At 73.6% G+C, this 13,076-nt stretch carries 10 protein-coding genes; 7 read left to right on the plus strand and 3 right to left on the minus strand.

What is annotated here, in order from left to right:
* Nucleotides 1-54 precede the first annotated feature (54 nt).
* The 4 genes from ACZ5CZ_RS09735 to ACZ5CZ_RS09750 are packed head-to-tail and all read left to right on the plus strand — an operon-like array spanning nt 55 to nt 3,654.
* Complete coding sequence (locus ACZ5CZ_RS09735) at nt 55-1,065, plus strand: SDR family oxidoreductase (RefSeq protein ID WP_468940906.1); 1,011 nt, start codon at nt 55-57, stop codon at nt 1,063-1,065.
* A 9-nt stretch (nt 1,066-1,074) separates the two neighbouring features.
* Nucleotides 1,075-1,593 carry a metallophosphoesterase family protein gene (locus ACZ5CZ_RS09740; RefSeq protein WP_468940908.1) on the plus strand — a complete coding sequence of 173 codons (519 nt, stop codon included), beginning with the start codon at nt 1,075-1,077 and terminating at the stop codon, nt 1,591-1,593.
* A 13-nt stretch (nt 1,594-1,606) separates the two neighbouring features.
* On the plus strand, nt 1,607-2,197 hold the full coding sequence (locus tag ACZ5CZ_RS09745; RefSeq protein ID WP_468941417.1) for a GNAT family N-acetyltransferase: 591 nt from the start codon (nt 1,607-1,609) through the stop codon (nt 2,195-2,197).
* Between the two features lie 41 nt (nt 2,198-2,238).
* A complete protein-coding gene (locus ACZ5CZ_RS09750; RefSeq protein WP_468940911.1) occupies nt 2,239-3,654 on the plus strand; it encodes an MFS transporter in 1,416 nt (471 codons plus the stop codon).
* Between the two features lie 32 nt (nt 3,655-3,686).
* On the opposite strand, the gene ACZ5CZ_RS09755 is transcribed toward ACZ5CZ_RS09750, so the two are convergent.
* Nucleotides 3,687-4,793 (minus strand): XdhC family protein, encoded by a 1,107-nt coding sequence (locus ACZ5CZ_RS09755; protein WP_468940913.1) that lies wholly within the window; start codon nt 4,791-4,793, stop codon nt 3,687-3,689.
* Nucleotides 4,794-4,944: 151 nt separating this feature from the next.
* Here ACZ5CZ_RS09755 and ACZ5CZ_RS09760 point away from each other — a divergent pair, with 151 nt between their 5' ends.
* The gene (locus ACZ5CZ_RS09760; RefSeq protein WP_468940916.1) at nt 4,945-6,798 is read left to right on the plus strand and encodes a cellulase family glycosylhydrolase; all 1,854 of its coding nucleotides are present in this window, start codon (nt 4,945-4,947) and stop codon (nt 6,796-6,798) included.
* A gap of 101 nt (nt 6,799-6,899) precedes the next feature.
* Here ACZ5CZ_RS09760 and ACZ5CZ_RS09765 read toward each other — a convergent pair whose 3' ends face one another.
* Entirely contained in the window at nt 6,900-8,156 is a 1,257-nt protein-coding gene (locus ACZ5CZ_RS09765; protein WP_385842498.1) for a YncE family protein, read from the minus strand.
* Nucleotides 8,157-8,364: 208 nt separating this feature from the next.
* Between ACZ5CZ_RS09765 and ACZ5CZ_RS09770 the strand changes: the two genes are divergently transcribed.
* Complete coding sequence (locus ACZ5CZ_RS09770; protein WP_468940919.1) at nt 8,365-9,390, plus strand: alcohol dehydrogenase; 1,026 nt, start codon at nt 8,365-8,367, stop codon at nt 9,388-9,390.
* A gap of 287 nt (nt 9,391-9,677) precedes the next feature.
* Here the strand turns inward: ACZ5CZ_RS09770 and ACZ5CZ_RS09775 are convergent, their stop codons facing one another.
* Nucleotides 9,678-10,910 carry a glycosyltransferase gene (locus ACZ5CZ_RS09775; protein ID WP_468941420.1) on the minus strand — a complete coding sequence of 411 codons (1,233 nt, stop codon included), beginning with the start codon at nt 10,908-10,910 and terminating at the stop codon, nt 9,678-9,680.
* Nucleotides 10,911-11,115: 205 nt separating this feature from the next.
* On the opposite strand from ACZ5CZ_RS09775, the gene ACZ5CZ_RS09780 reads away from it, so the two are divergent.
* Nucleotides 11,116-13,053 carry an RICIN domain-containing protein gene (locus tag ACZ5CZ_RS09780; RefSeq protein WP_468940922.1) on the plus strand — a complete coding sequence of 646 codons (1,938 nt, stop codon included), beginning with the start codon at nt 11,116-11,118 and terminating at the stop codon, nt 13,051-13,053.
* Nucleotides 13,054-13,076: the final 23 nt, after the last annotated feature.

The following is a 13,076-nucleotide window of genomic DNA, read 5'->3' on the forward strand; positions in this document are numbered from 1 at the left end:
GGCGGAAGCGGGAGGCAGGAAGCAGTGAGCAGCAACCGGAAGGAGCAGCCGATCATGCCCACCACCGTCGTCATCACCGGCGCCAGCGCCGGGGTCGGCCGGGCCACCGCCCGGCTGTACGCCCGCCGCGGGGCGAACGTCGTGCTGGTCGCGCGCGGCGAGGGCGGGCTGCGGGCGGCGGCCGACGAGGTCGCGGCCCTCGGCGGCCGGCCCCTGGTGCACCCCGCCGACGTGGCCGACCCCGAGCAGACCGAGGCCGTCGCCCGGGCCGCCGAGCAGGAGTTCGGGCCCATCGACGTCTGGGTCAACTGCGCGTTCTGCACCGTGTTCGCGCCGTTCGAGGAGATCAGTGCCGAGGAGTTCCGGCGGGTCACCGAGGTCACCTACCTCGGCTTCGTCAACGGCACCCGCTCCGCCCTCGCCCGTATGCTGCCCCGCGACCGGGGCACGATCGTGCAGGTCGGCTCCGCGCTCGGCGAGCGGTCCATCCCGCTCCAGTCGGCCTACTGCGGCGCCAAGCACGCCATCAACGGCTTCACCTCCGCCCTGCGCACCGAACTCCTGCACCGCGGCAGCAAGGTGCACGTCACCGTCGTCCAGCTGCCCGCCGTCAACACCCCCCAGTTCGACTGGGTGCGCTCCCGGCTGTCCCGGCACCCCATGCCGGTGCCGCCGATCTACCAGCCGGAGGTCGCCGCGCGCGGTGTGCTGTACGCCGCCGACCATCCGCGCCGCAAGCAGTACTACGTCGGCGCGAGCACGGTCGCCACCATCTGGGCCAACCGGTTCGCCCCGGCCCTGCTCGACCGCTATCTGGCCCGCACCGGCTTCGACTCCCAGCAGACCGGCCGCATCCCGCCCTCCGGCCTGGACAATCTCTTCGCCCCGGTCGACCGCGACCCCGCCGACGACCAGGGCGCCCACGGCGCCTTCGACGACAGCGCCCACGCCCGGTCCTGGCAGCAGACCCTGAGCCGGCACCCCGCCGCCACGGCCCTCGGCGCGGGCGCCGCCGCCCTCGGCACCCTCGCCACGGTCCGCCGCCTGACCTCCCGGTCCACCTAGGCTGACGTGGTGCGTCTGCTCCTGATGTCCGACACCCACCTGCCGAAACGCGCCAAGCGGCTCCCCGAGCAGCTGCTCGCCGAGCTCGAGCGGGCGGACGTCGTGTTCCACGCCGGGGACTGGGTCGACACCGCCACGCTCGACCTGCTGGAGAGCCGCAGCCGCCGGCTGGTCGGCGTGTACGGCAACAACGACGGCCCCGAGCTGCGCGCCCGGCTGCCCGAGGTGGCCCGCGCCGAACTGGGCGGGCTGCGCTTCGGCGTGGTGCACGAGACCGGCCCCGCCCAGGGCCGGGAGGCCCGCTGCGCCGCCCGCTTCCCCGACCTGGACGTCCTCGTCTTCGGCCACAGCCACATCCCCTGGGACACCACCGCCCCCGGCGGGCTGCGGCTGCTCAACCCCGGCTCCCCGACCGACCGCCGCCGCCAGCCGCACTGCACCTATCTGACGGCCACCGTCGCCGACGGCACCCTCGCGGACGTCACCCTGCACCGGCTGCCCCCGCGCCGACCGGCCCCCATGCGATGATCACCGGGTGACGATCAGCTCCGGCATACCCGATGTCGTACCCGCCGGCCGGCTCGCCGCCGGCGCCCAGCCCGTGCTGGCGTTGCCCGACGGCCGCTGCCTGCGCCCCTGGAACCTCGACGACGCCGACGCGGACGCCCTGCTCACCGCCGGGCAGGACCCGGACATCAGCCGGTGGAACCTCTTCACCGTGAGCAGCCGAGCCGAGGCCCGGGCGCGCATCGAGCGGATCCACGCGCGCCGGCAGGCCGAGACCGGGGCGGTCTGGGCCATCGCCCCGTCCGGCGGCGCGGCCGTCGGACTCGCCGGGCTGAACGACGTCGACCTGGCCGGCGGCACCGCCGAGGTCTTCTACTGGGTGCTGCCCGAGGCACGCGGCGGCGGCCTCGCCGTCGCGGCCGCCCGGCGGCTCAGCCACTGGGCCCTCACCGACCTGGGCCTGCACCGGCTCACCCTGTGCCACTCCACGGCCAACACCGCCTCCTGCCGGGTGGCCGAGAAGGCCGGGTTCGGCTACGAGGGCACCCAGCGCAGCGCCCTGCTGCACGCCGACGGCTGGCACGACCAGCACCTGCACGGGCGCGTGGCCGGAGATCCCTGGTAACGCACAGGGGCATGGCCGGTCCCGGGTGGTACCCGTGGGGCATGGCTCACACAGCGGCAACCCTGCTGAGGCGCGCGGTGCGTCCCCCGACCCGCGCCGGTTCCCCCTCCACGGTCCTTCTCGTCATGTGCGCCGGTTACTTCCTGGTGCTGCTCGACGTGACGATCGTCAACGTCGCCCTGCCCGCCATCGGCTCCGGGCTCGGCACCGGCGTCGGCGGACTCCAGTGGGTGGTCGACGGCTACGCGCTGACCCTGGCCTCGCTGATGCTGACCAGCGGCACGGCCGGGGACCGGTACGGCCACCGGCGGGTCGTGCTGGCCGGCTTCGCCGTGTTCGGTGCCGGATCGCTGGGCTGCGGCCTCGCCCCGGGGGTGCCCGTCCTGGTCGCCGCCCGGGTGGTGCAGGGCCTCGGCGCCGCCCTGCTGCTGCCCGGCTCCCTGGCGATCATCGGCCGCGCCTTCCCCGACTCCGCCGAACGGGCCCGCGCGATCGGTGTCTGGGCGGGCATCGGCAGCCTCGCCCTGCCCGCCGGCCCGCTGCTCGGCGGCGCCCTCACCGACGGCCTGGGCTGGCGGGCGATCTTCCTGGTCAACGTGCCGATCGTGCTGCTCGCCCTGGTCTGGTCCCTCGCCGTCGTCCGGGAGAGCCGGGACGAAGCGGCCCCGCCGCTCGACCTGCCCGCCCTGGTGCTCGGCGGCCTGGGCCTGCTGTCCACCACCTACGCCTTCATCGAGGGCGGCCGGCCGGGGGCCACGGCACCGCGGGTGCTCGCGGCCGTGGTGGTCGCCCTGGCCGCGCTGACGGCCCTCGTCGTGGCCGAGCGGCGCCGCGGCGACACCGCGATGATCCCCCCGGCCCTGGTGCGCCGCCCGGCGTTCGGCGCGGCCAACATCACCGCGGGGATCATGAACCTGTGCGCGCTGGGCACGCTGTTCGTGCTGACCCTGTTCCTTCAGTCGGTGCAGCACCGGTCGGCGTTCCAGGCCGGTCTCGCGGTGCTCCCCCTGTTCCTGCCGCTCGCCGTGTTCGCGCTGCTCGGCGGGCGGATCACCAGCAGGATCGGGGCGCGGCTGCCGGCCGTGGCCGGGCTGCTCGTGGCCGCGGCCGGGCTCGCCCTGCTGACCCGGGCCACGGCCGGCACCGGCTATCCGCTGCTGCTGGCCGCGTTCCTGCTGTGGGGGATCGGCTGCGGGCTGCTGACGCCCGCGGTGGTCGCCGCCGCGATCGCCGCCGTACCCGGCGAACGGTCGGGGCTGGCGTCGGCCGTCAACAACACCGCCCGGCAGACCGGGGGCGCGATCGGGATCGCGGTGGCCGGGGCGATGGCGGGCGCGCCGACGGCCGAGGGGCGGTTCCTGTGGGGGTTCCACGCGGTGGCGCTGGGGTCCGCGTGCCTGTACGCGGTCGCCGCGGTGCCGGCCGCTCGGCTGCTGCCCGGGTCGGTCCGGCACTGAGCCCGGGGCCGGCCGTGCCACGCGCCTCGCGCTCAGGGCGGGGCGGGGTGGTGGATGGCCCCCGCGGTCCCGGTCAGCGGCGCCCCGCTGCCGCCCCAGCGCAGGGCGACGATCTCCGCCGCGACCGACACGGCCACCTCCTCCGGCGTCCGGGCGCCGAGGTCCAGCCCGAGCGGCGAGCGCAGCCGGGACAGCTCGTCCTCGCCGAGTCCCGCCGCGACCAGCCGCTCCCAGCGCTCCGCGTGGGTACGGCGGCTGCCCATCGCCCCGACATAGGCGGCCGGCCGGCGCAGCGCCTCCAGAAGCAGCGGCACATCGAACTTGGGGTCGTGGGTGAGCACACAGATCACCGTGTGCTCGTCGGTGACCGTGGCCCGCAGATAGCGGTGCGGCCAGTCCACGACGACCTCCGTGCCCGGCGGGAAGCGCTTCGGTGTGGCGAAGACCGCACGGGCGTCGCACACGGTGACCCGGTAGCCGAGGAAGTCGCCGATGCGCGCCACCGCGGCCGCGTAGTCGATGGCGCCGAAGACCAGCATGCGCGGCGGCGGCGCGAAGGACTGGAGGAAGAGCGTGACCTCGTCCTCGCGGCGCTCCCCGCGCGGCCCGTAGTGCCGCAGCACCGAGGCGCCGAGGGCCAGCTCGCCGCGCGCGTCGGCGGTGACGGCGACATCGAGGCCGCGCGTGCCGAGCGTGCCGTACACGCTGTCCGGCCACACCGCGAGGGTGGATCCGCGCGGGGCGGGACCGTCGACCACGGTGGCCAGGGTGACCGGCTCGCCGGTGCGCACCGACGCGGCGACCGCGCCGAACGCCCGGTCCGTGGCCGGGGTCACCGGCCGTACCAGCACGGTAATCTCGCCGCCGCAGGTCAGCCCGACCGCGAAGGCGTCCTCGTCGCTGTAGCCGAAGGTCGCCAGGCGGGCCGCGCCGCTCGCCACGACCTCCTGGGCCAGCTCGAACACCGCCCCTTCCACACAGCCGCCGGACACGCTGCCCACGACCTCGTCACCGGGGCCCACCGCCATGGCGGCGCCGGGCCCGCGCGGCGCGCTGCGGCTGACCGCGACGACGGTGGCGAGCCCGAACGGGAGCCGGGCCGCGTACCAGCGTTCCAGCGTCGGCAGGATGTCACGCACGCTCGGCTCCTTCCCGCGGGGCCAGGTCTCCATCGTCCCGCGCACCACCGCCGGCCGCTCGGACGGGCGGGTGCGGGCGGGGGACCGGTCAACTTACTGGAGAGTCAGAAAGTATTGACTGCCTCCGGGCGGGCACCGGACTGTAGTGGACATGCCGAATATTCGGGTGCGTGTACTGGCTGTACTGGTCATCCTCTGTGGATTCCTGACGGTGACGGGCAGCGGGTCCGCCACCGCCGCCCCCGCCGACTCCCTCTGGTTCGACGGCACTCGACTGACCGTGAGCGACGGCCGTTTCACCGACGGCCAGGGCCGCGAGGTCGTCCTGCGCGGCTACAACGTCTCCGGCGAGACCAAACTGGAGGAGAACGGCGGTCTGCCCTTCGCCTCGGCCGCCGACGCCAGGAAGTCCGCGACCGCGCTGCGTGCCCTCGGCGGCGGCAACGCGGTCCGCTTCCTGCTCTCCTGGGCGCACGCCGAGCCCGCCCGCGGCCAGGTCGACACCGCCTATCTGGCCGCCGTCACCGAGCAGATCCGCGCCTTCCTGGACGCGGGTATCCGCGTCTACCCCGACTTCCACCAGGACCTGTACGCCCGCCACCTGTTCGGCCCGGGCAGCTGGTACACCGGCGACGGTGCCCCCGGGTGGGCGGTCGACGCGGGGAACTACCCGAAGGAATCCTGCGGGATCTGTCTCTTCTGGGGCCAGAACATCACGCAGAACGCCGCCGTGCAGCAGGCGCAGCACGACTTCTGGCACAACGCGTACGGCCTCCAGGACGCCTTCCTCGCCACCGCCCAGACCACCATGGCTTACCTGCGCGGGCATCTGACCGACGACGAGTTCGCCGGCGTCGTCGGGTTCGACCCCTACAACGAGCCCTACGCGGGCACCTACGACTCCGGGCAGGCCTCGCGCAGCTGGGAACGCGATCTGCTCTGGCCGTTCTACGTGCGGTTCCGCGCCCGGATGGACGCCGCCGGCTGGCAGGACAAGCCCGCGTTCGTCGAGCCGAACCTGTTCTGGAACGCCAACATCTCCACCCAGAAGCAGGAGGGCGGCCTGCTGGACGCGGGCACGCTCGGCCCGCGCTATGTTCTCAACACCCACTTCTACGACCAGAAGGCCATCTCCGGCGTCCTGATGTGGGGCAAGGCCGCCGACGGCCAGTACGCCGCCGACTTCACCGCGATCCGTGACCGCGCCACGGCCGCCGGCACCGCCGCCCTGGTCAGCGAGTTCGGGCACCCGCTGTCCGGCACGGTCTCCGACAAGGCGCCCACCGTCCTCAAGGCCATGTACCAGGCGCTCGACTCCCGCCTTCCCGGAGCGAACTGGTGGTCGGACCCGGCGCACTCCGGGCCGGTGCTCTCCGGCACCCAGTGGCAGTGGGACCTCTACAGCGGCCGGCACCACGAGCCGATGAACGGCAACCCCGACAAGGTGCTCACCTCCGGCGACGCCTGGAACGACGAGGACCTCTCCGCCGTACGACTGGACGACTCCGGGAACGCCACCCTGCGCCAGGACGCCCGGCTCCTCGACCGCCTCTACCCGAGCGCCACCGCCGGCACCGCCCTGGCCTTCACCTACGAGGACCGTTCCCGCGACGGCTCCACCACCCTCACCTGGAACCCGGTGCCGTCCACCCTGCCGAACGTGGCGAGGCTCGTGGGCTCCGGCCGGTACGGGCTGCTGGTGTGGCGCTCCGGCGGCGGCACCGCCCCCACCGAACTGCACCTCCCGGCGTCCTTCCCGACCGCCTCCACCACCGTCGTCTCCGACCTGGGCGCGGTGTACGCACCGCCCGCGTACACCGCCGGCACCCCGGTCGGCGTGGCCCCGGAACCGGGCGGCACCGGCAGCCGCCGGCTGCTGCTCACCGACCGGGACTCCGGCACGCTGCACTACGCGCTGGTGACCGACGGGGCGACCGCGCCCTCGGCGGAGCTGCTGACCGCGGCCCGCTCCGAACTGGGCGCGTGGGCGGCGGCGCACTTCTGACCCGGGGCACGGTCGCCGTGGCCGGTGGACGGGCCGTACGGCCTCCGGGCGAGTGGGGCGTCCCGGAGGCCGTACGGTGCTCAGCGGGTCCTAGGGGGTCCTCAACTCCCCTGCGGACCGGTCCAGTCGGCCGGCACATGGCCGAGCCGGACGCGCTGCGGGTGGTCGCCGACCGGCACGGAGAGGACCTTCTGGCCGGTGGCGAAGTCGATGGCCGTGATCCGGTCGGCACCGGCCTCGGAGATGACGCAGTCCCGGCCGTCGCCGCTCACGGTCGCCCAGTACGGTGTGGACGCCGTGATCAGCGGGCCGACGTCGAAGGAGGCCCGGTCCACCACGGTGGCGTAGTTGTCCATCGTCCCGGCGACACACAGCTTGGTGCCCTCCGGGTTCATGGAGATGCCGTGGTGGCGCGAGTCCAGCAGCCAGGTGGTGCGGTCCGTGCTGGTCGCCGGGTTCTCCGGCAGCGTCTTCACCCGGGTGATCTTGTCGGTGGCGACGTCGTACTCGAGGAAGCCGTTGAAGAACGACACCTGGAAGTAGAGCTTCGACCAGTCGGGGCTGAAGGCGGCCGGCCGTACCGCGTCGGAGAAGTCCTTCAGCCCGGCCGCGTCCAGGCGCTGCCGCATGTCGATGGTTCTGACCTGCTTGTACGTCGTCGCGTCCACCACGGTGATATGGCGGTCGCCCTTGGTCCAGTCCCAGCCGGGGGCGTCCAGCGAGGTGGTGACCTCGCCGATGGACATGTTCCAGATGTACCTGCCGCCGTCGGTGAAGAAGTTCTCGTGCGGCTTGTCGCCGGTGCCGAACTCCCCGAGTTCCTTCCCCGTACGGATGTCCAGCACCTGCACCTTGTTCGCGGTGGAGGCGGAGACCGCGACCCGGGTGCCGTCGGGGGAGACGGCCATGTGGTCGGCGCGGTAACCGGCCACCGGGAAGCGCCAGTTGACGGTGTCGGTGGCCAGGTCGATGGAGACCACGTCGGCGAAGCTGGGCCGGGAGACGACCACCGACCTGCCGTCCGGCGTGGAGTACATGTCGTCCACGTACTGGTCGTGGCCCTCGCCGACCTGGTCGCGGATGGAGGTGTAGTAGATCCACTTGATCGGGTCGGCCTTGATCTCCGCCAGCCGCTGGTCCTTGTCCGGTACGACATCGATCCGGCCGATCTTCGCGAAGCCGCCGGAGGAGGCGACGACATCGGCGGTGCCGTCCCAGTTGTTGCCGACGAACAGGACCTCGCGCAGGCCGCCGGACGGGTCCGACGCGGCGGCGGAGGCGGCGGTCGCCGGAGCGGCGACGGTCAGGACGAGGGCGGCGGCCATGGAGCACAGGTGCCTGGTTCTGGGGGCAGGCATGACTGCTCTCTCTTTCCTCGGGAGGGGAGCTGAACGCACGTGCTTTCACAGCGAACTTACTGAAAAGTAAGGAAGGAGGGGGCCTCTCGACAAGACGTGTGCACGACCGCTGCTCCCGGGGTGCGGCGGGCGTTCGGCGCGCGGGAGCGGCCCGGAGCTGGTCTGCTGGTTCTGGGGCCCACTTTTCCGCTTCTCCGGGAGACACGAGATGAGCGTCTATCGAGTCGCGCAGGTGGCGACGGCGGGCGGTCCGTTCGAGCTGGTGGAACGGGACATGCCCCGGCCGGGGCCGGGAGAGGTGCGGATCCGCGTGGAGGCGTGCGGGATCTGCCACAGCGACGCGTTCTTCGTGAACGCCGGGCTACCGGGCGTCACCTTTCCGGTGGTGCCCGGGCACGAGATCGCCGGGCGGATCGAGGAGCTGGGCGAGGGCGCCGAGGGCCGAGGGTGGCAGGCCGGCGACCGGGTGGCGGTCGGCTGGTTCGGCGGCGCGTGCGGCCACTGCCGGTCCTGCCGGCGCGGCGACTTCGTGATGTGCGCGAACCTGAAGGTGCCCGGCTGGGCCTACGACGGTGGCTTCGCCGAGCAGGTGGTCGCGCCCCTCGACGCGCTGACCCGGATCCCCGACGCGCTGTCCGCGGTCGACGCGGGCCCTATGGCCTGCGCGGGTGTCACCGTGTACAACGGGCTGCGGCTCAGCCCCGCCCGGCCCGGCGACCTGGTCGCCGTACTGGGTCTGGGCGGCCTCGGCCATCTCGCGGTGCAGTACGCGGCCGCGATGGGCTTCGAGACCGTCGCCATCGCCCGGGGCCCCGAGAAGGGCGACTTCGCCAAGCAGCTCGGCGCCCACCACTATGTCGACAGCACCTCCGGGACCCCGGTCGCCGAGGCGCTTCAGTCGCTCGGCGGCGCCGAGGTCGTGCTCGCCACCGCCGGCAGCTCCGAGGCCATCTCCGCCACCGTGGACGGGCTCGCCCCGCGCGGGCAGCTGGTGGTCATCGGCGCGGACACGGAACCGCTGGGCGTGAGCCCGGTCCAGCTGATCATGGCGGGCCGGACGCTGCGCGGTCACGCGTCCGGCACCGCGCAGGACGTCGAGGACACCATGGCCTTCAGCGCCCTGCACGGCATCCGCCCGATGACCGAGCCCCTGCCGCTGGACGCGGTGGCCGAGGCCTACCAGAAGATGCTCTCCGGCGCCGCCCGCTTCCGCATGGTCCTCACCCCGGCCTGACCGGGCGGTAGAGCGCAGTCCCCTCTGGCTGACCTGGTCGGCGACGCCAGGGATGGGGGCCATCGGCGAGCGGGTGCGGCTGACCTGGTCGGCGGGGCCGGCAGGCGGGGACGTCGGCGGCCTTACTGGCCGATGGCGTGTGGCCTCAGTCGCCCAGTGGGTCCGCTGCCGCCCGTGCCGCCGTCCTTCCGCTGCCGCGCGGGCCAGTATCCGGCGGCATGGCGGTCGCCCCTGGCTGATCTGGTCGGCGACGACGGGGGTGCGGGCGTCGGCGGCCGTGGGCGGTTTCAGGCGGCCAGGCGGTTCACCGCCGCCAGGACCGCCGCGGCGCCGTCCTCGGCGCGGATGCGGGTGGCCAGGGTTCGGGCGCGGTCCCGGTGTCGCGGTTCGCGGGTGGCCCGGGCCAGGGCTGTGGCGAGGGTGTCCGCCGTGAGGCAGCGCAGCGGTACGGCGTCCGGTGCGACGCCGAGGGCGACCAGCCGCGCGGACCAGAAACCGGCGTCGAACTGCACCGGCACCGGCACGGCCGGCACCCCGGCGCGCAGGCTCGCGGCCGTCGTGCCCGCCCCCGCGTGATGCACCACGGCGGCCATCCGGGGGAACAGCAGGGAGTGCGGTACGTCGCCGATGCAGAGCATGTCGTCGCCGTCGGCGGCGAGCCCGGCCCAGCCGCGCTGGATCACCCCGCGCAGCCCGGCCCGCCGCAGCGCCGCGACCACCCGGGCGCTGAGCCGGCCGGCGTCCGGCACGGTGGCACTGCCCAGCCCGACGAACACCGGTGGCGGCCCGGCGTCGAGGAACTCCTCGAGCTGCTGCGGGAGTCGGCTGTCCGGGGTGTCGTACGGCCACCAGTAGCCGCTGACCTCGAGTCCGGGCCGCCAGTCGCGGGGCCGCGGGACCACCGACGGACTGAAACCGTGCTGCACCGGCCAGTGCCGCCGCTCCCGGGCGCGGCGCGCGGCACCGGGGCGCCGTGCGGGCAGGCCCAGCCGGGCCCGCACCTCGGGCACGGCGGCCGCGAAGATGCGCTCCACGGCGAGGCCCACCCCGTGCCCGGCGACCCGGTTGACCGCCGCCCCCCAGTTGCCGTGACCGAGCACCGGGGGAGCGAACTCCCGGGTGGCGGCGAGGGGTTGGAGATAGACGCCCATGCTGGGCAGTCGGAGCCCCTCGGCGATGGTGTGCCCCAGCGGGGCGAGCGACGCCGACAGCAGCAGGGCGTCGCTCTCCCGGGCCGCGGCCAGCAGATCGTCCGTCATCCGACCGACCAGCCGCCGCGCCATCTCCACGATCCGGACCAGCTTGCCGGCCCCGCTCGCGCTGCGGTGCAGGCCCCGCCCCTGAGGCGACTCCAGCTCCGCCCGCGGATCCACCGGCAGCGGGTGGAACCGTACGCCGGACCCCGCGACGAGCGGCTCGAAGCGGCCGTGGGTGACCAGGGTGACCTCGTGGCCGGCCAGGGCGAGCCGGTGTCCCAGCCCGGTGTAGGGGGCGACGTCACCCCGGGAACCCGCCGTCATGATCGCAACACGCACGGCCACCAGTATGGCGCCGGTGCTCCCGCAGCGCCCCGAACAACCCGCGAATCAGGCCGACTTCACCCCTGTCGCAGCCGTTGACTTCCCCCTCGGCCGGCTCTACCGTCGGCGCGGAGTTTGTTCGATGAGTCGATATCCGTTCGAAATCCCGGTCAGTGTTGAGTCCGTCCCGCACACGGAGGCACCGATGTACCGCCCACCCCGACGCGTCGCCGTGCGCGCACTCGTCCTCGCGCTGACGGCGGTGGCCGCCCTGCTCTTCGCCCAGCCCGGCCCGGCGCAGGCGGCGACGGACCGTCAGATCCCGGTGCCCACCGCCCCCATGGGCTGGGCCTCCTGGAACAGCTTCGCCTCCAAGATCGACTACAACGTCATCAAGCAGCAGACCGACGCCTTCGTCGCGGCCGGCCTCCCCGCCGCCGGCTACCGCTACGTCAACATCGACGAGGGCTGGTGGCAGGGCGCCCGGGCCGCCGACGGCTCCATCACGGTCAACACCGCCGAGTGGCCGGGCGGCATGAGCGCCATCGCCGACTACATCCACAGCAAGGGCCTGAAGGCCGGCATCTACACCGACGCCGGCAAGAACGGCTGCGGCTACTACTACCCGACCGGCCGCCCCGCCGCCCCGAACACCGGCAGCGAGGGCCACTACGACCAGGACATGCTCCAGTTCTCGAAGTGGGGCTTCGACTTCGTCAAGGTCGACTGGTGCGGCGGCGACGTCGAGGGGCTGGACCCGGCGACGACGTACAAGGCGATCAGCTCCGCCGTCGCCAAGGCGGCCGCCGCCACCGGCCGCCCGCTCACCCTCTCGGTCTGCAACTGGGGCAAGAAGAACCCGTGGAACTGGGCCCCCGGCCTCGCCCCCACGTGGCGCACCAGCCCCGACATCGTCTACTACGGCAACACGCCGTCGCAGACGAACATGCTGTCCAACTTCGACCAGGCCCTGCACCCGGCCGCCCAGCACACCGGGTACTACAACGACCCGGACATGCTGATGGTCGGCATGCCCGGCCTCACCGCCGCCCAGAACCGCACCCACATGGCCCTGTGGGCGATCTCCGGCGCCCCGCTGCTGGCCGGCAACGACCTCGCCACCATGTCCGGCGAGACGGCGGACATCCTGAAGAACCCGGAGGTCGTCGCCGTCGACCAGGACCCGCGCGGCCTCCAGGGTGTCAAGGTCGCCGAGGACACCACCGGCCTCCAGGTCTACGGCAAGGTCCTCGCCGGCACCGGCAACCGCGCCGTCGTCCTGCTCAACCGCACCTCCGCCGCGCACGGCATCACCGTGCGCTGGTCCGACCTCGGCCTGACCGGCGCCACGGCGACCGTGCGCGACCTGTGGGCCCGGCAGAACACCGGTTCCTACGCCACGAGTTACACCACCAGCGTCCCGGCGGGCGGCTCGGTGCTGCTCAAGGTGACCGGCACGGAGGCGGCCAGCGCCGACTACAGCGCCGCTTCCGCAGGCCGGTACACCGGCGTGGGCGCCGCGAGCACCGGCGTGCACGTGGTCGACATCGCCTACACCAACACCGCCGCCACGGCCGTGACCGGCACTCTCCAGGTGAACGGCCAGACCCCGACGACGGTGTCCTTCCCGCCCACCGGCGCCACGCCGGGCACGGTCTCGGTGCAGGTGCACCTGACCAAGGGCGGCGCCAACTCCCTCGTGTTCACCGGCGGTCCCGCCCTCGGCACCCTCACCGTCCGCCCGCTGCCCGGCACCTACGGCACCCTGCTGACCGGAAAGCAGTCCGGCCGCTGCGCCGACGTCTACGACAACACCCTCACCAACGGCACCCAGGCCGAACTGTGGGGCTGCAACGGCGGCGCCAACCAGGCCTGGACGTACACCGCCCGCAAGGAACTCGTCGTCTACGGCGACAAGTGCCTCGACGCCTACAACCGCGGCACCGCCAACGGCACCAAGGTGGTGATCTGGGACTGCAACGGCCAGGACAACCAGCAGTGGACCCGGGGCTCCGACGGCACCTTCACCAACGTCCACGCGGGACTGTGCCTGGACGCCTATGGCGCGGGCACCGCCGACGGCACCTCGCTCGTGCTGTGGAGCTGCAACGGCGGGGACAACCAGAAGTGGTCCCTGACCTGAACTGACCTGACCCGGGGGACCGC

This window comes from Streptomyces sp. NPDC031418 (genome assembly GCF_055581605.1).